Genomic DNA, 21,781 nt, shown 5'->3' with positions numbered 1-21,781 from the left:
GCATGTTGGCTGTTATTACACGTTGACCATACATTGCTTCATTTAGATTGATATCAAAGGCAAACGATTACGTTCTGGCTGAAAAAAATTCAAAAGAATTTTTAAAGCTGTGGTGAACCTAACTGAAAGCCAAACTGATTTATTAATATTATGTTTACCATCCTACTCAAAAGATTTTGAAAAATTAAACAGAAATGCAAATAAATAACCAAAGTCGTGATGTGTTCTATGTTTCTGACGGTACGGCGATAACATGTGAGACATTAGGGCATGTTGTTCTCGGTCAATTTCCGTTCATTCCTAACGAAAAAACCTTTCCGTTTGTAGAAAGCCAGGACAAAGCTACTGACGTAGTCAAAGAAATTGAAACTTCCTACCAGCGCAATGGCGTCAAACCTCTGGTCTTTTTCTCAATTGTCGTTCCAGAAGTACGTGAAATGCTGCTTGAAGCGCCGGCATACAGTTACGATGTTTTGGAGAGTATTGTGCAGAAAGTGCAAGACGACATTCAGATGGCACCAAAGCCTAAGTTGCAGCGTTCTCGCAGCGTGGGGAAAGATTCCGACACCTATTTTGACCGTATTGCGGCCATTGAATACACATTGGCGCATGATGATGGCATTACGCTAAAAGGGTTGGAGCAAGCTGATATTATCTTACTTGGCGTGTCGCGCAGTGGAAAAACGCCGACTAGCTTGTATATGGCGATGCAATTTGGTTTACGTGTTGTGAACTATCCGTTCATTGCGGAAGATGTGAAGATGATGCGTTTGTTGCCTGAATTTGAGATCCATCGTCATAAGTTGTTTGGGCTGACGATCGATCCCGAGCGCTTGACTGAAATCCGTGAGAATCGTTTGTCTGGAAGTGATTACGCTAGCACAGAGCAGTGCAAGCTGGAGCTAGACACTGTTGAGGCTTTGTTTAGAAGAGAGGCGATCCCATATATCAATACGTCCTCTTTATCTGTTGAGGAAATTACTACGCGTATTTTGGAAAAAGCAGGAATGAAGCGTCGCTTGTTTGGCTAACAAGAGACGCTCATGTCGCTATGTGTAAGAGGAGGTGAGATGTATACCTCCTCTATCGAATGAACCTTAGACAGAATTAATAGTATTGGAACATCTTTTGGATGTCTTGATAGTTTTTGGTCTGAGTCAGTGACAGCATCAGTAAGATACGTGCTTTTTGTGGGTTCAATGTACCAGCGGCAACAAAGCCGTATTTTTCGTCATCAATTTCAGCATCCAAAGTGGTTGAGCCGCTAGGCGTTCGGGAGCTTCTTACCACAACAACGCCATCTTTACTCGCTTTCTCTAGCTCATCAAACACAGTGTGGTACAAGTTACCATTACCGACACCAGCACTTACGATGCCGTCAAACTTCGCATCCACAAAGGCTTTCACTGGCAAATTGGAGGCATTTGCATAGTTATAAACAATACCGACCTTAGGCAACTTAGTAAGCTTTGATACATCGAATGGGGTTTCTGTCGTATGTTTACGCTCTGGGCTTCGTTGATATTTGGCATCGCTATTATGAATGTAGCCGATAGCACCAAAGTTGGGTGACTGGAAAGTGCTGACGGAGGTTGTATTGGTTTTTGTCACATCTCGCGCATCGAAAATCGTGTCATTCATTGCGACTAGCACGCCACGTCCTTCTGAATCTTCATCGGTGGCTGTTACGACTGCATTGTATAAGTTGACTGGTCCATCAGCACTCATTGCGGTGGAAGGACGCATTGCACCGACGATCACGACAGGCTTTTTGCTCTTGACGGTCAGATCAAGGAAGTAAGCGGTTTCCTCTAACGTATCCGTACCATGAGTAATGACGATGCCGTCAACATCATCTTGAGCGAGTAGCTCATTAACTCTTTTCGATAATTTTAGCCACACTTCATCATTCATATCTTGTGAACCGATACTAACCACTTGCTCTCCAGAAATATCGGCAATGTTGGTCATACTCGGCACCGCAGAAATCAATGATTCAACGCCGACTTTACCTGCTGTGTAGTTTGACTCTGTTGCAGATTGACCTGCGCCTGCTATGGTGCCGCCAGTGGCAAGAATTTTAATGTTCGGAAGATCGGATTGCGCGAAAGACAAAGAACTAAGGCACAAACCAAGGGTTATCGTACTGAGGCGGAAAAGATTTTTCGTCATGGGAATCACCTGCTGTTAGGTTGGATGTTGGGGAACTCATCTATCCTAAAAACAGCGGGTTAGATTTTTTGAGTACTAGTTCAACAAATTGCAGATGAAGATCGTGATCAACTAATCACTTAAAGAATATCAAATCAACCAGTTAACCTAATTGACGTGCTTCTTTAACAAGTGAGATGTGCTAGTAACGTGCACAACGTGTTAAGCCCTATAATTTATTGATTTATAAATAAAGGAGGTAGGAGTCTCGTGATGAGGTTACTAAACATGAATTTAGCCGTGCAATTTTTCAAAGTTTACAGTGTAAAAAAAGCGGCTTTACCCCGGAACAGATAAAAGCCGCTTGCCAATGATGTGTTAATTCACATCTTATCGCATAATCATTTGTTCACGACCAGGACCCACAGACACCATTTTTACTGGTACGCCCATGAGTTCCTCAATGCGTAGAACGTATTTCTGTGCTGCTACTGGAAGCTCTTCAAACTTACGACAACCTGTGATGTCCTCGCTCCAGCTTTCCATCTTCTCGTAGATTGGCGCAAGAGAGGCAGTTTGAGGCCAGATTGGGTTTTCGCTGTGGTCGCCTTCGTAGCCAACACAGATTTTCAGATCGTTAAGGCCAGTCAAACAGTCTACTTTCGTTAGTGCAATTTCAGTTGCGGCTTGCAGTTCAACGCCATTCTTCGTAGCGACTGCGTCGAAGTAGCCCATGTCGCGTGGACGACCCGTAGTTGCACCGAACTCGCCAGCAAGTTCGCGGAAAGCGTCTTGCTCTTCCATTGCAGTGATCAACGTACCAGTACCCACTGATGAGCTGAAGGCTTTTGCAACCGCAATAACGCGTTCAGGACGAAGTGCCGGAAGGCCACTACCGATACCCGCGTACATTGATACAACGTTAGAAGATGTTGTCCAAGGGTACTCACCGTAAACAAGGTCACGACCCGCACCAAGCTGTGCTTCGAACAATAGAGTTTTGTCTTTCGCTTGTAGTTCTTTTAGAGGAAGCGTTACGTTGCAAATTGAATCGCGCCAAGGTGCAGAGACTTCTAGCAGCCAGTTCGCCAGTTCTTCAGCGGTTTGTTCAAACTCGAACGTCGGGTAAAGTGCACGCAGTTGCGGCAGTTTCCAATCCATCATGAATTGAAGGCGTTCAACCAATACTTCTGGTTGCTTCAACCAACCAACTAGGATGCCTTTCTTCATTACGCGGTCACCGTAAGCAGGTGCAATACCTTGACGAGTTGAACCGTATGCTTTGTCGCCTAAACGTTGTTCTTCTAGCGTATCTTCTAGTGCGTGTAGAGGTAGACACAGTGTTGCGCGATCAGAGATGCACATATTCACTTTTACGCCCGCTTCTTCAACTTCCGCAATCTCCTGAGACAGCAACGCAGGGCTGATAACCATACCCGGACCTAACACTGCCAAACAGTCTGGGTTGAATACGCCACTTGGTAGCTGGTGCAGCTTAAACGTACCTAGATCGTTAACCACGGTGTGACCCGCGTTGTTACCACCTTGGAAACGAATGCTCGCAGAAGCTTGCTCTGCCAAAAAGTCAACGATGCGGCCTTTGCCTTCATCACCCCAGTTTGCACCCACAACAACGATAGACGACATAATTTAATCTCCAAAAACAGATGCAAAAATCTTAAGGTGTTCGCCATAATAAGAGAAATTAATTATACTCATTAACTTGATAAGAATTTCATATCGGAATTGGCAATGTTAGATTTGAACTGGCTGCGAACCTTCGTAACTCTTGCAGAGGTAAAACACTTTGGTAAAACAGCGACGGAACTGCACATGACGCAGCCGAACGTAAGTTTGCATATCAAGCAGTTGGAGCAAGCCACGCGCACGAAATTGATTGAGCGAAATCCCGTGCAGTTGACGCAAGCGGGGAAGCGTTTGTTAGCTACGGCGCAGCGGATGCTTAATGAGCTGCAAATTTGTCAGTCGGATCTCAATGCCATCAACGATCTTACGCAGGGGACGCTTTCTATTGCGGCGAGCGATATTGTTTCACGTTTACTGCTTATCAAACCATTTCAGCAATTCAAAAGTGAATATCCGGGGATCGACTTGGCATTGTTCAATACCACATCTTCTCAAGCGGTGGATTTGGTGAAAAGTGCGCGTGCCGATATCGGCTTTGTTATCGCACAAAAAGAGAGTCAACCGCTGCATTTTACGCCTCTCACGCAAATTCACTGGTGTGCGTTTGGCGATAACATTTTTGAGTGGCAAGACAATCGAAAAGAGAGCCAGACGCTGATCCTGCTAGGGCACGATACTCGAACCCGAGAGCTGATTGATGCGTCTTTACCTGAACTAAATCTGCCTAAGCATCGCGTGATGGAAGTGGGCAGTGTGGAAGCACAAATCGACTGGGCGGAAGCGGGGTTTGGGACTGCTATTGTGCCGGATTTTTCGCTCGATCCGAGATTAAAGCTTTCTCGAGAAGTTACGCCTTTGCCAAGTTTTCCAAACACTGATTTCGGCTACATCGTGCGTCAAAATCAGGTGTTATCCAAAGCGGCAAAACAGTTGTTGGCTTGGGTTGGCGAGAATGTGTCGGTGGTTGAGGGCTAAGGCGATGAAAGAAAAGGCCATGAAAGAGACGAAGATTACGATTTCGCTCCCATCCTTGATTCACCGTATTGGGGGCGACCATGCCAAGCGAGCGAAAACACTCGCAGCAGAAAAACAGTGCGATCTTAAGCGAATTAGACGATCTCGTCATTGGCAAATCTCAGGCGAGGCTTTGGATGTAAAAGCGTTTTTAGAGCATCTCAAAAACGAAGAAGCAGAGACGATGCGATTTGCGATCAACAAGATCGAACAAGCTCTACTTGCTCACCAAGACAAATTGGAACCTTTGGACGTGAAGTTGATACGTTTGGTGAGACAAAACCCAAACATCACCTTAGCGGAGCTGATGGCTGAAACGAACTGCACGTTAGTTCAAGCTCGCACGGCACGATTTGATGCTGAGTTGCTTTAAGATCGGTTTGTGGTTTACTCACTTTATTAACAGATGTTAGGGTACCGATCAAAATCACTCACTAAGACCATTTTATTATGGATATTTGGCAGCTTCTCCTTTTTATCCCTGCTTGCTTTGCTCTAAATATGGCTCCAGGCCCAAACAATTTATTGGCAATGAATAATGCTCGTTGTTACGGCTTTAGGGCCGCGTTTACGGCCAGTTTAGGCAGAATTGCTGCTTTTTCAGCGATGATTGCGTTGTCTGCATCAGGTCTGGCTGTGATTTTGTATACGTCAGAAATGCTATTTTTGGCAATAAAGTTGGTAGGGGCGTTGTATCTACTGTGGATTGCGTTCAACCTTTGGCGTTCAGAGTCCAGCCCGATCTCTGACTTGGACAATTCGCGCAACTACGCAGGACTGGCGAAACAAGAATTTACGCTCGCTGCTGGCAACCCGAAAGCGATTCTTATTTTTACTGCATTCTTGCCGCAATTTGTTGATGCCAATGCCAACGTTCAAGAGCAGTTTTTTGCCCTTGGCTCCACGTTTTTGATATTAGAAATGGTCGCCATTTCAATCTATGCCATCTTTGGTTTGTACTTGAGACACTGGTTTTCAAACCCCAAAATGGCGAAACGTTTCAATCGCGGATGTTCGTTGTTTTTAGCCGCATCAGGTGCGAATTTGCTACTAAGTAAGCAATAACAACACATCATCTCCGTAGATTATTTTTCTATAAAAAGAGCCGCTGATGTTACATCAGCGGCTCTTTTAGTTGATGCATCGATTATTTATTGTTACCACATCAAATCGTCAGGCACGACGAAATCTGCGTATGGATCGTCTTCTGCTGGAATGTCCGATTCAGGTTCTTTTTGTTCGATGATGACGGACTCATCACGTTGAGCAATTTTATTCGCTACTCCACGTGGAATGACAACATAGCTTTCACCAACAATTGCGATTGCCAAAATACCTTTGATCAACTGCTCGCGGATAAGTGAATCTACATAAAGTGATTTCACTAGCGTACCGTGAGTGAAGTTGTATTTGATGTCGCCATCTTTTAAGTCGATCTTGTTCACCTCAATCAATTGATTGATCTGCGCTTTGATCTCTTTATTTAATCGCTCAGCATTTTGTTGCTCGCTCAATTGTTTATCACGCTCTAACTGTTGGCGTTTATTCTCTTCAACCGCCGCTTTTACTTCGCGTGCTTGAACGCGTGATTTTTTAGAGCCTTTCTTCGCTTTCTTTAGTTTCTTTTCATTAACTAAGCCAGCTTTCAGCATTTGTTCTTGAAGGGTAAGTTTTGCCATGTTTTATCCAGTTAGTGCGCAATTTTGGGCATTTTACCCACTATTGCCACTTGTAGTAAATAATAGTGCTTTCTATGGGTCTAAAATGTTTGGTTGGCTTGTTATCTCTTTAATGGAAAGTGCAAAGCGGGCCTTCTCCAAAGCCCGCGAGCATTACTGAAATCTAGGTGGGTTATGGCTGCCACTGTTTAGATGTGACGAGGTTATCCATCACTTTGTTTACCGCTTGATGCGCTTTGTCGACAATGGTGTCTATATCGTTACGATTCGCGATAAGCGGTGGAGCAAAACCGAGGATGTCACCATGTGGCATGGCGCGAGCGATTAAGCCTTGCTCTAAACAGGCCGCCGCGATTTGCGGGCCTACTTTCAAGTTTGGATCAAAGTGTGCACGGCGGAGCTTGTCTGAAGAAAACTCCAACGCATGCAACAAGCCAACGCCACGAGTATCACCGACCAATGGATGATCGTTAAACGTCTCCGCCATGCGTTGCTGCAAGTAAGCGCCGACTTCGGCTGCGTTTTGCACCAGGCCTTCACGTTCAATGATATCGAGGTTGCAGTTCGCGGCTGCCGCTCCCATTGGGTGACCAGAGTAGGTATAACCGTGTCCGATAGCACCCCATTGGTCGGTGCCGTTTTCTAGCACACTCCAAACTCGTTCACCGACGATCACGCCAGACAGCGGTTGATACGCCGAAGTTAATCCTTTCGCTACCGTGATGAGATCTGGTTTCATGTCGTAGTGCAGTGAGCCAAAATCGGAGCCGAGGCGACCAAAGCCACACACCACTTCATCCGCAATCAAGAGCACATCGTATTTGTCGAGCACTTTGCGAATCGCCTGCCAGTACCCTGCTGGTGGTGGCACAATACCGCCAGTACCGAGCACTGGTTCTGCAATCATTGCTGCTACCGTTTCTGGGCCTTCTTCCAAGATCATCGCTTCGAGTTGATCTGCGCAATATTGAGAGAATTCGAGCTCAGACATACTCTCGTCTTCACGGCGATAATAATATGGCGCGATGGTGTGTTTGATACGCTCAAGTGGTAAATCAAAATGGGCGTGGAACAGCGGCAAACCTGTCATTGAACCGGATGCGATACTTGAACCATGGTAGCCGCGGTCACGCGAAATGATTTTTTTCTTCTCTGGTAGACCACGAGCATTGTTGTAATACCACACCAACTTAAGTTGAGTTTCGTTCGCGTCGCTGCCTGACATGCCGTAGTAAACTCTGCTCATGCCTTCAGGCGCCATTTTGATGATGCGATCTGACAGTGTCACGAGCGCTTCGTTCGTATGACCGACGTACGTGTGGTAGTACGCCAGTTCTTTGGCTTGCTCATAAATCGCATCGGCCATTTCGGTCCTGCCATAGCCAATGTTTACACAATACAACCCGGCAAAGCCGTCTATCAGCTCGATGCCTTCTGAATCGGTGATGCGTATTCCGCTTCCGCTCGAGATAATTCTTCCCGGAAGCTCCCCGGCCGCATACTGCTTTAGGTGGGTTGAGGCATGAAATACTCTCTGACGATCGATCTCTAAAAGTTGTTGGGTTTTGTTACTCATGATCCTTCTCCTCGAATAATTGGATATCCATATTTCGTGTCTCAACTGCCACTGACGGTTGGTAAAGCGCCTAAGCAGCAGTATTTGATTTCGCTGTATTCTTCAAATCCGTGACGGCTTCCTTCTCGTCCAAGACCAGACTGTTTCACGCCGCCGAATGGGATAGGGTGCCCTGTCATTTTGACGGAGTTCACGCTCACCATGCCAAACTCCAAACCGCGCATGCAGTGCCAAATTTGGTGGATATCGTGACCATAAACATAGGCAGCTAAGCCGTATTCAGTGTCGTTGCTCATTTCAATCACGGTATCTAAGTCTTGGTAAGGCAATACGCCTGCCACAGGACAAAAATTCTCTTCGCGATACACCGCCATTTCAGGGGTTACATCGGCTAGCAATGTCGGCGCGAAGAAGTTTTCGCCTGGTACGGGCTGGTGGTATCCCGCTACCAATCGCGCGCCTTTGTCGAGCGCGTCACGCACCAAATCATGCGCTTTATCCACCGCAGTGCGATTAATAAGTGGTCCCATGGTGGTTTTTTCGTCTAAGCCATTGCCCAAAACGATGTGGCTCATTTCTTTGGCAAACGCTTCCAAAAACGCTTCGTACTTATCGTCAGGGACGAAAATACGGTTTGCGGCCAAGCAGTCTTGTCCTGCGGTTTGAAACTTCGCATCCACGGCGGCTTTGGCTGCTTGCTCGACATCCATATCTGGCAGCACGATGAAAGGGGCGTTACCACCGAGCTCCATACTGCACTTCTTCACGGTTTGTGCCGCGTCGCGTAGCAATAGTTTGCCCACTCGAGTTGAGCCTGTGAACGAGAGTGCTTTGACTTTATCGGAGTGACACAAGGTTTGTGACACCATCACCGCATCGCCAGTGATCACGTTAAATACACCAGATGGAAAGCCAGCTCGGTCTGCTAATTCTGCCAACGCTAACGCAGAAAAAGGCGTTTCACTGGCAGGCTTAATGAGCACCGGACAGCCTATTGCTAGTGCGGCAGCGGCTTTGCGTGTGATCATGGCATTAGGAAAGTTCCATGGCGTAATCAGTGCTGCGACACCAATTGGCTCGCGCACCGTTGATAGCTGCGCATTCGGAATATGACTTGGGATGGTTTCGCCATAACAGCGGCGTGCTTCTTCGGCAAACCAACGAACAAAGGATGCGCCGTAGTCAATCTCACCTACAGCATCACCTAGTGTTTTTCCTTGCTCCATCACCATCAAATGAGCAAGGTCTTGCTTTGATTCTAGAATCAGGTCGTGCCAACGCATGAGAATTTCAGCGCGCTCTTCTGCTTGCATTTTTCGCCATTGACGAAAGGCTTGGTCGGCTTCATCAATCGCTTGATAGAGTTGTTGCTGAGATAGCTTAGTGATGTAACCGATGACCGCGCCATCTGCTGGATTATCCACCGGATGAAATTGATCACCACTTACCCATTTGCCATTCACGTACGCTAAACCTCTCACCAAACGTACGTCTTTCATTATCGCCATCATGTCGTGTGAGGCTTTTAATTCTTCAGCGTGTAAGCTGTGCAGTGCTGCCATGAGTCCTTCTCCCAGCATCGTTGTCCATAATGAAACTGTAATGGAGAAGTGACCGAAATAATTTCTGATACCGAGGTTTAAAACGTCAGAACTTTCTTTTTAGTGCCGTAAAATATGGTGTTTTTTCTGTTCACGCCTGATACGCATTTTTCCTTTTATAACAAAGCGTTTTGGTTTACTTCGAATGTGCCCGCATCACGTTTGATTGTTTTTGTCACAATGTAAGTAAAGTAGCGCTCAATGCCCACATCTGAGTCTAACCAGTTGTCGATAAGCCGCTGATATTGGTCGATATCTTCTGACTGAATTTTAAGGATGTAATCGACACCACCGCCCGTGGCATAGCAATCAGTGACTTCTGGTGAATGTTGAACCAGTTGCTCGAAGCGTTTGAACGCTTGGGCGTTGTGTTCTTTGAGCGTAACTTCAACCATAACTGACGTTCGTTTGAACAAAATATCGGTATTTACTTTTGCTCCGTAACCTTCAATGATGCCTGCTTCTTCCAGTTTTTTGACGCGCTCCCAGCAAGGGCTCACGGATAGGTTGATGGCCTCGGCAAGGTGAGATTTGGTGATACGACCATTATCATGAAGTATTTGTAGAATTTTTACGTCGTAGCGATCGAGGCGCATTATGAGTCTCCCTGTTGAATACTAATCATTTCATAAAGGCTGATGACTGGTCGCTGTTATAAGGTGCTTTCCAGTTTGCTTCTGGTATGCCATTTGTTCTGATTTCTTTAGTTGGCTTTTCAATCAGCCTATCTCGCCGCAGTCTTCGGCTATAACTGCGATAGTGTCACCGATATTCACCATAGCAGGAAAACGACGTGCCGCGAAAATACCATTGCGCTGTGACTTGTACTCAACGGGGGCGGTACCTGTGCGCTCGGTCGAGAAGATTCTCACTAATACATCGCCCTTTTTGACGGTATCGCCAAGATCAAATAAGTATTCTGTGATGCCGTGGTGCTGGCTTTGCACATAACAACTTGCATCAGGCATATCTAATAACTTAGTTGGTTGGGTTGGTTGTTCGTAGTCACCGGGCAAGTTGCCTGAGAAGCGTAAGAAGTTGCGAATGCCACGGTCGGAATAAGCGATGGTTTCTGGAGTGCTGGTTCCGCCTCCTCTTAGTTCGGTGGTAACAAAGATTTTTCCCTGAGACTCCACGGCAGTGTCATACAGGCTGGTGGCGTCCATTTCGAGCAAGATCATGGTGTAAGGTGCGCCAAACAGTTTTGCACCTAATATGCAGGCTTCTTCTTGATCGAGATTGTCGAGACGATGGGCAGCGGCGAACGGCACGATATCTAACGTTTTACCACCTGAGTGAATGTCTAACGCAAAATCGCACTTAGGAACTAGGTAACGAGTAAAATAATCCGCAATTTTCTCGGTCACTGTGCCTATGGGGTTGCCGGGAAAGCTGCGATTTAAATTCCCTTTATCGATAAACGACGTACGTGAGGCATTTTGTACCGCAGGTAAGTTCATCATGGGTACAATAATGACACGACCTTGGATTTGATCTGCCTGAAGCGAGTTCGTCAATTTTAGCAGGCTGGTGATGCCTTCGTATTCGTCTCCGTGATTACCGCCAGTAAGCAGTGCGGTTGGTCCGTGACCATTTTTGATCACGGTGATAGGTATCATAATACTGCCCCAAGCGGAGTCGTCATGTGAATAGGGCAGCGTTAAAAAGCCGTGCTGTACACCTTCTCGGTCAAAGTCTATGGTGGCTGTGATCGAGCTTTTTTGCATATCAAGTCCTTTTAGTTCTCAGACCTGGCTCAACAGAGCTTAAGGTTTGAAAAATTAGTGTTTAACAAATAAGTGGCGTGGAAAGTCACACAATGTTTTTGCTCCATCATGGGTAATGACGATACTTTCCGTTGTTTCTAACCCCCAATCTTTGAACCACAGCCCCGGCATAAAATGGAATGTCATGCCTTCTCTCAAGATGGTTTTATCGGTGTCTCGCAAACTCATGGTTCGTTCCCCCCAATCTGGCGGGTAGCTCAAACCTATTGGATAGCCACAACGGGCACCTTCGCGTGAGAATCCCGCTTTATCGAGAACCTGGTTTAGTGCATTGGCGATGTCGGCGCAGGTATTTCCGGGCTTTGCCACTTTTAGGCCTGCTTCAAGTCCTAAAGTTAGGGCTTCGTCGGCTCGTTTGAACTTGTCGTCAGGCTCGCCAAGAAAAATAGTGCGTGAGAGTGGACAATGGTAACGGCGGTGCGCCCCTGCAATTTCAAAAAACGTCCCTTCGCCTTTCTTGAAGGGTCTGTCATCCCAAGTCAGGTGAGGTGCGGAAGCATCAGAACCTGATGGCAAAAGCGGCACAATCGCGGTGTAATCGCCAAAGTGGTCTTCATGCCCGAGCACGGCTTGGCGGTTAATCTCGGCAACAAGGTGGTGTTTCGGTAATCCTGGTTCAATCATGTCGAACGCGACGCGGTGCATATTTTCAACAATGCGAGCGGCACGGTACATGTATGCCAGTTCTTGATCGGATTTAACGGCGCGGCACCAGTTGACTAGTCCGGTTGCATCGAGAAGTTGAGCATTCGGTAGGTGCGTAGTGAGTGATTCGTAAGCGGTGGCGCTAAAGTAATAGTTATCTTTTTCTACACCGATACGACCACGATCCCAAAGGCGCGGAGCCAGTACGGCTTCGACCAGGAAATCCATCGGGTGTAGCGGCGGATTCATTACATAATGGTCTGGATAGTAGGTGATGTTTTCTGCCGACATATACGCAGTCCTGTATGCTCCGTTGGCATCTTGGCAGCGTCCAAACCAAACGGGTTCATCAGATGGACCAACAACGACACATTGTGGCACGTAAAAAGACCACCCATCATAGCCTGTCAGCCACGCCATGTTAGAAGGGTCATGAATGATAAGGACATCCAATTCTCTTTCTTCCATCGATTGCCGAACTTTCGTTAACCGATCCTGGAACTCATCCAGTGTAAAATGCAAAGCAACGCCTCTCATATTTTCTCCTTGTTAGAAATCCGACGCCTTATGGGCCTTCGGAGACGCTGAGGTATTTCTACCTTCTACCAGCTAGCCAGATCTGCGTTAAAAATGATTGCAATTTACCTCTGGGGTTGTATTTGGATTGAACGATGCTGTTTAACATGTTTGTTTAACCCATACATTTCATGTCAATCATTACAATTGTGGTTTATTTTTGTGCATTTCACCTCGTTTTGTGAGTTAAAGTTCGCCATTTGTTAAATGGAAGTTACAATGAGCGTTAAAAATGAATCAATTAAAATATTGTGTCATGACAATTTCTTTGAACCCGATCATTCGGCCAGGCACCGCTAAATACATCTCCATTGGTAACTATCTTGTCGAATGTGTCCGCAGTGGTTATCTAAAACCGGGAACTCGATTACCCACACATCGTGAGTTTGCAGAGCAAATTGGCGTCAGCGTACAAACGGTGAGCCATGCATATGGTTATGCAGAGAAAAAAGGGGCGATCGAGTCTTGGGTTGGGAATGGTACTTTTGTCAAATCAGGTTTTGTGGATGAAAGTACGGACACGGAGTTCATGCTGACACAAGAGATGAAAGAAACGCCGGATGAAATTGATATGTCGATTGCACATCCAGTGGTGACCGATCGCCACATTACGCTTTTTAATCAGGCGTTAATGGAGATTGCTGGGCAAACAAACAATCGTGGTTTGATCAGTAAAGCAAAGCCGGTAACAGGTCAGCCTCATCATATTGAGTCAGGAGTACGATTTCTAAGTAGCCAAGGGCTGGATGTGGGTGCCGATCAAATATTACTCACAAATGGTGCATGCCATGGTTTAACGTTGGCTTTAAGCACAGTTGTTGAACACGGTGATTTAGTTGCTTGTGGTCACTTGGTTGATCATGGCTTGATCTCTCGCTCGAGAATGCTTGGATTTAAGTTGCAACCACTTGAAATGGATGAGTTTGGTATAACGCCGGATGCATTTGAATGGGCATGTAAACACAAACCAATCAAGGTATTGTGTTGCACACCGAGCATGGCTAACCCGACTAGTGCGCATATGGATGTTGAACGCCGAGAGGCGATAGCGAATATTGCGCAGCAATACGACATCTATGTCATTGAAGATGACGTGTATGGAGCACTAGAACCTAACCGTGTCCCACCCCTTGCCACATTGTTACCCGAACAAGCTTTCTATGTCACCAGTTTAACCAAAGTTGTAGCGCCAGGCATGCGCACTGGCTATCTGACGGTCCCACGTCATTTTTTGCAGCACGCGATTGGTCGTTTAGCGGCAACGAGTTGGTCTGCGACTCCATTACCATTTGAAGTCGCTCATTTGTGGATCGAGAACGGTACGTTAAATCGACTTATTCGCTTTCAAGTCAATGAGTTTGCTAAGCGACAGCGAATAGCAAAAGCCGCTTTAGAAGGGCATGTTTATAGCTCGCACCCGAATGGACAGCACATTTGGTTGAGACTACCCGAGCAGTGGAATAGCGATGACCTGGTTGCTTCGGCAAAGCGTTCAGGGGTGCAGATCACGGGATATAAACCGTTTGTTCTCGATACTAATCAGCCAATGCCTTACGTGCGAATCAGCTTGGGAGCAGAAACAAACCGAGGCTACATCAAACACGGGTTATCTGTGATTGCTGAAATTCTCGATACCAACCCTCCCACCTCACACTTTTTGGTTTGAACGATAGGTTATTTATGCTTTTAACTGATGGGCTTAAACGTTTGTAACTGAGTTTTTTCTTGTCGCCATTGCCTTGGCGATTTTCCCGTCCAGCGACGAAAGTGGCGGCTGAAGACCGCAGTTTCTGCATAGCCCAGTTGCAACGCGATATCGGTAATACTCTGAATATTCTCATGCAATCGCTGTTCGGCGAAATCCTGACGCACTTGTTGTAAAAGCTGCCGATAATTTGTGCCCTGTTGTTTCAGCTTGTTTTGCAGCATTCTCGGATGCAGATCCAATGCTCTTGCAACGCGCTCAACGCTGCATTCTCCGGTTGAGAGCAGACGGCCAATCATGTTTGCTGCTTGGTCACTGAGATTGTTGGGGTAACGGGTTTGCAGCTCTTTGAGGTGCTGTTGAAAATGGCGCTCCAGTGCGTCTTCATCTTGGTGGTTCTTAGCGTTAAGCAGAGTCGCTTTAAGTAGGATACCGTCAAACTTATCACCGAAACGCAGTTTGTTCTGCTGGGCAAACTTGCTTTTTTCTACTTCCAATGTTGCGTGTTGAGTCAAATGTAGCGCGAAGTGACTTGCTTCAATATCAAGTAAGCTCGCAACAAACATCGCCAGATGCGACACACTGAGCTGCATCAACTGCGCGATACCTCGTTCGCTGTGCACATCAATATTGAGCGACAACCGTACCCAATCATCTTGTGGCGTCATGTTGAGAGTTACCCCTGACGAATGTAGATAGAGAAAATCATTCACCCGCGCCAAGGCATCACCGACCGTTTCCGCTCGAGAAACCAACATCGGCAAATCGCCTAAACTTTGCAGGTTTTGGCGCTCGGCGAGTAACGCACCAAACAACTGTTGCTTACAACGAGCAGCCGCTTCTTCCAGTAATTCAGCCAACCTAGGGTAGGCGAGATAGATATCGGGATCGCGAAACTGCGCGGCAGACAGGCCAACAGCGGCCATTATCTCTTGCGGATTCTGCCCCAGTTCGGAAACCAAGCTATCAAATTTATCGGCAGCGCCACTTCGTACGATATACATGTCTCGATTTTAAAATGTTAATAGGTTGTAAATCGCAATGTATCAAATTTACTTCGCAAAAGGTCAAGTGAGTGTCAGTGAGTTGATCTAGGTTACATTTTGATAACAACAACGCATGGATGAGAAGGTGTATGGAACTTATCAATAAAACGGCCATTGTGACTGGGGCAGCTGGTGGAATTGGCCAAGCCATCATTGCAAAGCTGAGAGAGCAAGGAGCCAAAGTGCTTGCTGTCGATATTTCAGAACAATCACTGCAAATGTACACAAGTTTTGACTCAAAGCAGTTGGGAACCTTTGTCGCGGACGTCACCGATTACCAACAAGTTGAAGCTATGGTGAAGTGCGCGGTCGAACAGTTTGGCTCGCTTGACATCATGGTCAACAACGCGGGCATCGGTGCACCGAAACCTCTGCTTGACCACGACCCAATTGCCGATTTTGAGCCGATCTCTAAGGTCAACCAAAATGGCGTTTACTACGGCATTCTTGCCTCTGGAAGACAATTCCAAGCGCAAGGCACGCCGGGCGTGATCCTCAATACTTCTTCTGTTTACGCACGAATGGCGTCTGAGATGACCTTTACCTACAACGTCAGTAAAGCCGCAGTCGATATGATGACCAAATGCGCCGCATTAGAACTCGCACCATTGGGTATTCGTGTTTGCGCTGTCGCTCCGGGACGCGTTGATACTCCGATGTTAAGGCAATACGAAGAGATTGGCCTGTGGGACCACATCCGCAAAGAACAGATGCGTCAAAACTTCACACAACCAGAAGAGATTGCTGATGTGGTGGCGTTTCTGGTCAGCGAGAAAGCCAACTGTATCAACGGTTGTACCATCAGCGCATCTGACGGTTTCGAGAATTTTAAGTACCCACTTATGGGATAGGCGAGTACGCCACATTACAGCAATAGCGAGGATGTAAGTTATGTCATTACCAGAAGTTATTCAGCACCAAGATTTCTTATTAACTCTTAATACCAATGAGGAGTCGCTCATCAAAGACGCGTTACCGGGTGTGGATGTTTACCCGTTGTTTCTTGACCCAGAAAACGGTACTTGGGTGATTCGTGCCAAATTCAAACCGGGTATCACTCTGCCTAAGCACTTCCACACTGGCGTGGTGCATTTCTATACGCTGAGTGGCGCTTGGCACTACATTGAGTACCCAGATCAAGTCCAAACTTCTGGTAGCTACTTATATGAGCCGGGCGGTTCGATTCATACCTTTCACTGCCCTGAAAGCTCAGGCGGTGCCGACGGTTTTATGGTGATCACTGGTGCAAACATTAACTTTGACGAAGAAGGTAACTTCATCAATATCATGGATGCGGGTTGGATTGAGCAGGTTGTTATTGCAACAGCGAAAGCACAAGGCTTCACCGCGCGCTACATCAAACCGGGTGCGATTGCTGGCCTGAGTGATGATCTTGCGGAGTAACCCCATGCAACAGATGAACAGTATCGTAATGCAGGATGGTAGTGTCCGCCTGAAGCAAGTCGAAATCCCCAAACCCGCTTCGGGACAAGTGTTGGTTCGCAGTCTCGCCTGTGGCATTTGTGGCTCCGACCTTCACATTACTCGACACGCGGATGAGGTATTTGATGTATTCCACCAGCTCGGGTTGATGCCTGATGAAGCCGGTGAGCACGCTCAAGTGATGTTGGGGCATGAGTTCTGCGCGGAAATTATCGAATACGGTGCCGATACGCAGCAAACGTTGTCCGTTGGTAGCCGAGTCACCTCAGTGCCGATGTTGCTCAGTCAAAATGGCGCGGGCATTGGTGTTACTCCGGGTACTTATGGCGCGTACTCTGAGTACTTCCTGCTTGATGAAGCGTTATTGCTACCTGTCCCAGACGGAATGCCGTCTGAGGCGGCGGCATTAACCGAACCACTGGCGGTCGGTTTGCACGCGGTCAATCGCAGTGAAATCGAGACGGAAGAAACCGCGCTGGTTGTCGGTTGCGGCCCTATAGGGCTGGCGGTGATTGCTGCACTGAAACAACGTGGCGTGAGCAATATTCTTGCGGTCGATCTTCAGGAAGAGAAACTGCAACTTGCTAGTGAGTTTGGCGCAAATCGATTGATCAACCCGACCAAGGAAGACGAGATCGCCGTTGGTGAGCAGTACGCGATGAACTCACGTCTGGTCATTTATGAGTGTGTGGGCAAGCATACCTTGATTGACGATTTTCTGCGCCGCGCCCCTGCCCGAGCGCGAATCGTCATCTCGGGTATCCATACTACACCTGCAATCATCAACTACGCGTACGCGACGGTAAAAGAGCTCGATTTGAGATTCTCTTACTACTACCAACCGCACGAGTTTGAGCAATGCCTACAAGCGATTGCCGAACATAAGTTGCCTTGGCAGAAAATGCTCACCGCCAAAGTGGGAATCGATGGTGTCGAAGACGCATTTACAAAGTTAATGACGCCAAATGATCACATCAAAGTCGTTATCGAACCTTGGCGCAGCGGCGCGTTAGAAGTGATTTAACTCTTAGCCAGATTAAGCTAGCTAAAACCAATTTTAGTTTGGTGACAGCCCCAACCGTAGCAGCTAGGTTGGGGCTTTTTTGTTAGGCCTGTTCTGCGCATTCCTGTTGCAGAGCAGGGTAATCGGTGTAGCCTCGTTCGTTTCCGCCAAACAACGTTGAGCCATCGAGTTCTGCCAACGGATGGTGATGTTGCAAGCGAGAGACTAAGTCTGGGTTTGCTACGAATGGCCGTCCGAATGCGACAAGATCCGCGTAACCTTTCTCTAATACTTCGTTTGCTCGTTGAGGATCGTAGCGACCGGCAACAATAATAGCGTTGCGAAAGCGCTTTCTAAGTTCGATTCGAAACGTCTCAGGAATCGTTGGTGCATCGGCCCAATCGGCCTCGGACAAGTGCAAGTAGGCAATGTCGCGCTCCTGTAGCTGTTTTGATGCCTCTAGGATCGTTGGCACGATATCTGGGCAGTCCATATCTTTAAACGTAATGAATGGTGCCAATCTCACTCCAACTCGATGCGCACCAACAGCGGCGATAACTGCATCCACCACTTCGATAAGAAAACGGATACGATTTTCTCGTGAACCGCCGTAGTTGTCTGTTCGATGGTTTGAGTTGGTTCTTAAGAACTGATCGATCAGATACCCATTCCCGCCGTGGATTTCTACACCATCAAAACCCGATTCAACGGCGCGTTTGGCTGCGTTCGCGAAATCACCGACAACTCGGTTGATATCCGCTTGTGTCATTGCGCGTGGCTCAACACAATCGACCATATTGCCGTTGCCTTGTTCATCTGCAATCCAAACTTGCGTCTCTACCGGAGCGAGCGCAGATGGTGCGATAGGCTGTTCACCATTTTGGAATGTTGGGTGAGACACTCTGCCCACATGCCATAGCTGACAAAACATCGCTGCGCCTTGTAATTTGACCGCTTGGGTCACACCTTGCCAGCCCGCCACTTGCGCATCGGTGTAAACGCCAGGTGTGAACGAATAGCCTTGAGAATCGTCCGAAATTTGTGTGGCTTCGGAAATGATCAGCCCGGCAGAAGCGCGCTGTTGATAATACGTTGCCATCATCTCATTCGGGATGTTGCCCGGCTGAGTGGTGCGTGCGCGGGTCATTGGTGCCATGACAATGCGGTTTTGTAGTGACAACGCTTTCAGTTGAGCTGGTTCAAACAGCTTATTTGTTCTTTGTTTCATGTTGCGCTCCTTAGATAAGTACTGGCACGTTGGTCGCTTTACGAGCGGTTGCCATCCAGTGAAGTACGGCTGGATCCCATTGCACTTCGGGCGCACTGAAAAAGCCGCGTAGAATGGAAAACATAATGGCTTGATCAACCAGTGACGTTTGCTTTTCTGAACTTAGGTTGAGCAAGGGTTTGGTTTGTTCTATCAAAGCGGCGACTTCTTTCGCAATCGCAGGTGTATCGTTAATCAAGGCTTCAAAATTTAACGCTTCGGTTTCTTTTTTTGCACGCCATGCTTGTTTAGCGGTTTCTGTTGCAAATTCCGGTAACGTCATGTTTGACCAACGCGGATATCCGACTTTTTGTAGCGGTAAAAACGCTTGTTTTTGCCAGTCTAAAACCGGTGCTGAGGGTTGGCTGCTTTCATTGGAAGATGCCAATTCAAGGAAGTAGTTGATGATGTCTAAGCTTTCCGCCATGGCTTCACCATCGTCTTTGATCAAAAGAGGAACTTGTTTTGCGCCGATGATGTTTGTGGTGGTGCTCTCGTCGTCATAAGCAATGTTGATGACGTCGAGTTGAATATTCAGCATGCCTGCAACAAAACGGACGCGGGCGCTAAAGGGGCAATGTTCATAAATGTACAGTTTCATTTTTTGTTTCCTATCTCTTGGCTGGGCAGGGCGTGTTGTTGTGCGTTGAACAGCGTTACGGCGTTTAACTTTGCCCTGTCACATAACGTTCTGGGTCTAAACAATGTTGATAGGGTCAGTATATGGATTCGACTTAATTTGATAATTGGGTTATATCTGAATTGATTATTCAGTTTTTCCAAATAATAAGGGCGCGAAGATGGATAAGTTTTCGGATATGACGTTGTTTGTCAGCATCGTTCAACATCAAGGTCTGGCAGCGGCGGGAAGGGAGTTAGGTTTGTCTCCGGCGACGGTAACGGCAAGGCTGCAAGCGATAGAAGAACGCTATGGCGTAAAGCTGCTCAACCGAAGCACACGCCACGTATCACTCACGGACGCAGGGGCAATGTACCATCAAGCTTGTCTGAACATCATTGATAGCGTGAAAGAGACGGAAAACTTACTGCAAACGGGTATTTCGGAAGTGCGCGGAACGTTGAAAATTTCAGCTCCACGAGATATTGGCAAACAAATTATTTCGCCGATGGTGTCGGCTTTTTCTGAGCAATATCCGGATGTGACGCCTTATCTTTATCTTAATGACAATTTATCGAACTTGGCTGAATCGGGGCTCGATTTGGTGATTCGTTACGGCGAGTTAGCAGACAGCAATCTCATTTCGCGCAGGCTGGCGTCGAGTCAACGCGTGCTGTGCGCGTCACCTGATTATTTGTCGAAGCAAGGTGTCCCAAACTGTCCACAAGATCTCGCGGATCATCGCTGCTTAGCCATGGTGCGCAGCAATGAAGAATTAAAAACGTGGCACTTTAAAGATGAAGAGTCTCACCAAACGATCACGGTCACGCCAAAGCGCTTTTCTGATGATGGTGAAGTGATTCGACAATGGGCGTTGGACGGTGCGGGGATTGCGTTGAAATCGATTTTAGATATTCAGCAAGACCTCAAACAACAATGTTTAGTAACGGTTTTGGATGGGTATATGAAAAACTTCAGCGCCTTTTCGCAAGGCGCTGAAGCGGATCTGCATGTCATTTATCAAAGCCGCCAATATCAACCGAAAAGAGTTCGCCTTTTTTTGGACTTTCTAGTTGAGCAATTTAGCGCGCTGAGTGATACCAGCAATCAGATCTAGATGCGATTCAGAGGTTTCTCGGCGGTGGCGATAAATCCCGACGGTACCAGGGTTTGGTTCGTTTTCCATGGTTAAGCATCGTAAGCCAAAGGATTCCAAATACGGTTTCAGGTGGCCGGTATAAGACATCACCGCGACGCTTTCTTTCAGTACATCAATACTGGCGAGCAGAGAATCCACTTCGTAAGTCGGTCTGTCATCCAGTTGCTGCCTTTCGCGTTCATTTTGCTTCGGGATTGGGTTATCGATGACGTGAGCGAATTTCTTAGCGTCATAAGTGACCGAAAGAGCGGGATATTCGTGCAGCATTTCTTCGGTGACGGTTTTCCCTAGCAGTGGATGGTTTGAGGAAACAAAATAGGCATCAACCGTTTGAAATAGTGGAATAAACGTAACATCGCATTTAGACGACAAGCCGACAATCTCGTGGCCGATGAAGAATTCAATCTGTTCGTTGATTAATGAATCCATCAAGCCTAAGTGGTTGCCAAATTCGACGTGCGTAGATGCCGAAGGCTGCTTGGTCAGATGTTCATTGAGTGCTTGTTTGACGAATAGCGGCCACCACGCATCGCCAGTACCCATTTTAATTTTTCCGACTTGGTACTGTTTCCGTTCATCAATACTTTGCATCATTTGGTTGTATTCATGCTGCATCGCGTTGCTATGGCGATAGAGGATGCGTCCGTATTCGGTCAACACCATGCCATTAGGATGGCGTTCAAACAGCGTTACGCCGAGATTCTCTTCCAGCTTCTTTAAATTGCTTGTTACCGTTGGCTGGCTTAACCCTGCCATTCTTGCCGCAGCGCTGATGCTTTGGCAGCGTGCAACCAGTAAAAATTGCTGCAGAGATTTGTCCATTTTCTTTCCCCTCTAAGAACGAGGGGTATTTTGCACAATTT

The 21,781-nt window shown here is 47.1% G+C and carries 21 protein-coding genes; 9 read left to right on the top strand and 12 right to left on the bottom strand.

What is annotated here, in order from left to right; all coding sequences use genetic code 11:
• Positions 1–194 precede the first annotated feature (194 nt).
• Complete coding sequence (locus tag R7O03_RS01010) at positions 195–1,031, top strand: pyruvate, water dikinase regulatory protein (RefSeq protein WP_005373820.1); 837 nt, start codon at positions 195–197, stop codon at positions 1,029–1,031.
• A gap of 76 nt (positions 1,032–1,107) precedes the next feature.
• On the opposite strand, the gene ansB is transcribed toward R7O03_RS01010, so the two are convergent.
• Both ansB and R7O03_RS01000 read right to left on the bottom strand, forming a co-directional pair.
• Positions 1,108–2,172: an L-asparaginase 2 gene (gene ansB / locus R7O03_RS01005; protein ID WP_053304594.1), complete on the bottom strand. Its 1,065-nt coding sequence runs from the start codon at positions 2,170–2,172 to the stop codon at positions 1,108–1,110.
• Between the two features lie 369 nt (positions 2,173–2,541).
• Positions 2,542–3,798: an adenylosuccinate synthase gene (locus R7O03_RS01000; RefSeq protein WP_005373814.1), complete on the bottom strand. Its 1,257-nt coding sequence runs from the start codon at positions 3,796–3,798 to the stop codon at positions 2,542–2,544.
• A 105-nt stretch (positions 3,799–3,903) separates the two neighbouring features.
• Here R7O03_RS01000 and R7O03_RS00995 point away from each other — a divergent pair, with 105 nt between their 5' ends.
• The 3 genes from R7O03_RS00995 (at position 3,904) to R7O03_RS00985 (ending at position 5,877) form a co-directional block, all read left to right on the top strand.
• Positions 3,904–4,773, top strand: coding sequence for a LysR family transcriptional regulator (locus R7O03_RS00995; RefSeq protein ID WP_005373812.1), 870 nt, complete (start codon positions 3,904–3,906; stop codon positions 4,771–4,773).
• A gap of 19 nt (positions 4,774–4,792) precedes the next feature.
• A complete protein-coding gene (locus R7O03_RS00990) occupies positions 4,793–5,185 on the top strand; it encodes a ribosome recycling factor family protein (protein ID WP_017819813.1) in 393 nt (130 codons plus the stop codon).
• 77 nt (positions 5,186–5,262) lie between these two features.
• A complete protein-coding gene (locus R7O03_RS00985) occupies positions 5,263–5,877 on the top strand; it encodes a LysE family translocator (protein ID WP_017633575.1) in 615 nt (204 codons plus the stop codon).
• A 92-nt stretch (positions 5,878–5,969) separates the two neighbouring features.
• Here R7O03_RS00985 and R7O03_RS00980 read toward each other — a convergent pair whose 3' ends face one another.
• The 6 genes from R7O03_RS00980 to doeA form a co-directional block, all read right to left on the bottom strand.
• Positions 5,970–6,491, bottom strand: coding sequence for a DUF2058 domain-containing protein (locus R7O03_RS00980; RefSeq protein WP_005387057.1), 522 nt, complete (start codon positions 6,489–6,491; stop codon positions 5,970–5,972).
• Between the two features lie 172 nt (positions 6,492–6,663).
• The gene (locus R7O03_RS00975; protein ID WP_213871453.1) at positions 6,664–8,067 is read right to left on the bottom strand and encodes an aspartate aminotransferase family protein; all 1,404 of its coding nucleotides are present in this window, start codon (positions 8,065–8,067) and stop codon (positions 6,664–6,666) included.
• Positions 8,068–8,108: 41 nt separating this feature from the next.
• Positions 8,109–9,629 (bottom strand): NAD-dependent succinate-semialdehyde dehydrogenase, encoded by a 1,521-nt coding sequence (locus tag R7O03_RS00970; protein WP_318131302.1) that lies wholly within the window; start codon positions 9,627–9,629, stop codon positions 8,109–8,111.
• A 155-nt stretch (positions 9,630–9,784) separates the two neighbouring features.
• Positions 9,785–10,264, bottom strand: coding sequence for an Lrp/AsnC family transcriptional regulator (locus R7O03_RS00965; RefSeq protein ID WP_005373784.1), 480 nt, complete (start codon positions 10,262–10,264; stop codon positions 9,785–9,787).
• Positions 10,265–10,387: 123 nt separating this feature from the next.
• Positions 10,388–11,395, bottom strand: a complete 1,008-nt coding sequence (gene doeB / locus R7O03_RS00960) for a N(2)-acetyl-L-2,4-diaminobutanoate deacetylase DoeB (protein ID WP_005373782.1) — start codon at positions 11,393–11,395, stop codon at positions 10,388–10,390.
• 54 nt (positions 11,396–11,449) lie between these two features.
• Positions 11,450–12,637, bottom strand: a complete 1,188-nt coding sequence (gene doeA, locus R7O03_RS00955; protein ID WP_005373780.1) for an ectoine hydrolase DoeA — start codon at positions 12,635–12,637, stop codon at positions 11,450–11,452.
• Between the two features lie 271 nt (positions 12,638–12,908).
• Here doeA and R7O03_RS00950 point away from each other — a divergent pair, with 271 nt between their 5' ends.
• Positions 12,909–14,342 (top strand): PLP-dependent aminotransferase family protein, encoded by a 1,434-nt coding sequence (locus tag R7O03_RS00950; protein WP_149192147.1) that lies wholly within the window; start codon positions 12,909–12,911, stop codon positions 14,340–14,342.
• A 20-nt stretch (positions 14,343–14,362) separates the two neighbouring features.
• Here R7O03_RS00950 and R7O03_RS00945 read toward each other — a convergent pair whose 3' ends face one another.
• A complete protein-coding gene (locus R7O03_RS00945; protein WP_213961034.1) occupies positions 14,363–15,385 on the bottom strand; it encodes a helix-turn-helix domain-containing protein in 1,023 nt (340 codons plus the stop codon).
• A gap of 131 nt (positions 15,386–15,516) precedes the next feature.
• Between R7O03_RS00945 and R7O03_RS00940 the strand changes: the two genes are divergently transcribed.
• The 3 genes from R7O03_RS00940 to R7O03_RS00930 are packed head-to-tail and all read left to right on the top strand — an operon-like array spanning position 15,517 to position 17,894.
• Positions 15,517–16,278, top strand: coding sequence for an SDR family NAD(P)-dependent oxidoreductase (locus tag R7O03_RS00940; RefSeq protein WP_054574554.1), 762 nt, complete (start codon positions 15,517–15,519; stop codon positions 16,276–16,278).
• A gap of 40 nt (positions 16,279–16,318) precedes the next feature.
• A complete protein-coding gene (locus tag R7O03_RS00935; protein ID WP_213961035.1) occupies positions 16,319–16,831 on the top strand; it encodes a 2,4'-dihydroxyacetophenone dioxygenase family protein in 513 nt (170 codons plus the stop codon).
• Positions 16,832–16,835: 4 nt separating this feature from the next.
• Entirely contained in the window at positions 16,836–17,894 is a 1,059-nt protein-coding gene (locus R7O03_RS00930) for a zinc-binding dehydrogenase (RefSeq protein WP_318131300.1), read from the top strand.
• An 82-nt stretch (positions 17,895–17,976) separates the two neighbouring features.
• On the opposite strand, the gene R7O03_RS00925 is transcribed toward R7O03_RS00930, so the two are convergent.
• A complete protein-coding gene (locus R7O03_RS00925; RefSeq protein ID WP_213901421.1) occupies positions 17,977–19,101 on the bottom strand; it encodes an alkene reductase in 1,125 nt (374 codons plus the stop codon).
• Positions 19,102–19,111: 10 nt separating this feature from the next.
• The gene (gene grxB, locus R7O03_RS00920; protein ID WP_029825713.1) at positions 19,112–19,741 is read right to left on the bottom strand and encodes a glutaredoxin 2; all 630 of its coding nucleotides are present in this window, start codon (positions 19,739–19,741) and stop codon (positions 19,112–19,114) included.
• Between the two features lie 199 nt (positions 19,742–19,940).
• On the opposite strand from grxB, the gene R7O03_RS00915 reads away from it, so the two are divergent.
• Positions 19,941–20,876: a LysR family transcriptional regulator gene (locus tag R7O03_RS00915; RefSeq protein ID WP_318131298.1), complete on the top strand. Its 936-nt coding sequence runs from the start codon at positions 19,941–19,943 to the stop codon at positions 20,874–20,876.
• Here R7O03_RS00915 and R7O03_RS00910 read toward each other — a convergent pair.
• Positions 20,829–21,740 carry a LysR family transcriptional regulator gene (locus tag R7O03_RS00910; protein WP_276431530.1) on the bottom strand — a complete coding sequence of 304 codons (912 nt, stop codon included), beginning with the start codon at positions 21,738–21,740 and terminating at the stop codon, positions 20,829–20,831. The genes R7O03_RS00915 and R7O03_RS00910 overlap by 48 nt on opposite strands.
• Positions 21,741–21,781: the final 41 nt, after the last annotated feature.

The sequence above is a fragment of the Vibrio sp. Vb2960 genome (assembly GCF_033337665.1).
GTDB classification, from domain to species: domain Bacteria; phylum Pseudomonadota; class Gammaproteobacteria; order Enterobacterales; family Vibrionaceae; genus Vibrio; species Vibrio alginolyticus.
Note: the sequence above shows the minus strand (reverse complement) of the source record. Positions and strands in the feature narration are given on the sequence as shown.

Excerpts from the sequence above, each read along its gene's own strand:
- R7O03_RS00925 (WP_213901421.1), bottom strand. The coding sequence starts at position 19,101 with ATGAAACAAAGAACAAATAAGCTGTTTGAACCAGCTCAACTGAAAGCG.
- R7O03_RS00945 (WP_213961034.1), bottom strand. The coding sequence starts at position 15,385 with ATGTATATCGTACGAAGTGGCGCTGCCGATAAATTTGATAGCTTGGTT.
- R7O03_RS00910 (WP_276431530.1), bottom strand. The coding sequence starts at position 21,740 with ATGGACAAATCTCTGCAGCAATTTTTACTGGTTGCACGCTGCCAAAGC.
- R7O03_RS01010 (WP_005373820.1), top strand. The coding sequence starts at position 195 with ATGCAAATAAATAACCAAAGTCGTGATGTGTTCTATGTTTCTGACGGT.
- R7O03_RS00935 (WP_213961035.1), top strand. The coding sequence starts at position 16,319 with ATGTCATTACCAGAAGTTATTCAGCACCAAGATTTCTTATTAACTCTT.
- grxB (WP_029825713.1), bottom strand. The coding sequence starts at position 19,741 with ATGAAACTGTACATTTATGAACATTGCCCCTTTAGCGCCCGCGTCCGT.
- R7O03_RS00950 (WP_149192147.1), top strand. The coding sequence starts at position 12,909 with ATGAATCAATTAAAATATTGTGTCATGACAATTTCTTTGAACCCGATC.
- R7O03_RS00915 (WP_318131298.1), top strand. The coding sequence starts at position 19,941 with ATGGATAAGTTTTCGGATATGACGTTGTTTGTCAGCATCGTTCAACAT.
- doeB (WP_005373782.1), bottom strand. The coding sequence starts at position 11,395 with ATGCAAAAAAGCTCGATCACAGCCACCATAGACTTTGACCGAGAAGGT.
- R7O03_RS00965 (WP_005373784.1), bottom strand. The coding sequence starts at position 10,264 with ATGCGCCTCGATCGCTACGACGTAAAAATTCTACAAATACTTCATGAT.
- R7O03_RS00975 (WP_213871453.1), bottom strand. The coding sequence starts at position 8,067 with ATGAGTAACAAAACCCAACAACTTTTAGAGATCGATCGTCAGAGAGTA.
- ansB (WP_053304594.1), bottom strand. The coding sequence starts at position 2,172 with ATGACGAAAAATCTTTTCCGCCTCAGTACGATAACCCTTGGTTTGTGC.
- R7O03_RS00940 (WP_054574554.1), top strand. The coding sequence starts at position 15,517 with ATGGAACTTATCAATAAAACGGCCATTGTGACTGGGGCAGCTGGTGGA.
- R7O03_RS00930 (WP_318131300.1), top strand. The coding sequence starts at position 16,836 with ATGCAACAGATGAACAGTATCGTAATGCAGGATGGTAGTGTCCGCCTG.
- R7O03_RS00980 (WP_005387057.1), bottom strand. The coding sequence starts at position 6,491 with ATGGCAAAACTTACCCTTCAAGAACAAATGCTGAAAGCTGGCTTAGTT.
- R7O03_RS00985 (WP_017633575.1), top strand. The coding sequence starts at position 5,263 with ATGGATATTTGGCAGCTTCTCCTTTTTATCCCTGCTTGCTTTGCTCTA.
- R7O03_RS00990 (WP_017819813.1), top strand. The coding sequence starts at position 4,793 with ATGAAAGAGACGAAGATTACGATTTCGCTCCCATCCTTGATTCACCGT.
- doeA (WP_005373780.1), bottom strand. The coding sequence starts at position 12,637 with ATGAGAGGCGTTGCTTTGCATTTTACACTGGATGAGTTCCAGGATCGG.
- R7O03_RS00995 (WP_005373812.1), top strand. The coding sequence starts at position 3,904 with ATGTTAGATTTGAACTGGCTGCGAACCTTCGTAACTCTTGCAGAGGTA.
- R7O03_RS00970 (WP_318131302.1), bottom strand. The coding sequence starts at position 9,629 with ATGGCAGCACTGCACAGCTTACACGCTGAAGAATTAAAAGCCTCACAC.
- R7O03_RS01000 (WP_005373814.1), bottom strand. The coding sequence starts at position 3,798 with ATGTCGTCTATCGTTGTTGTGGGTGCAAACTGGGGTGATGAAGGCAAA.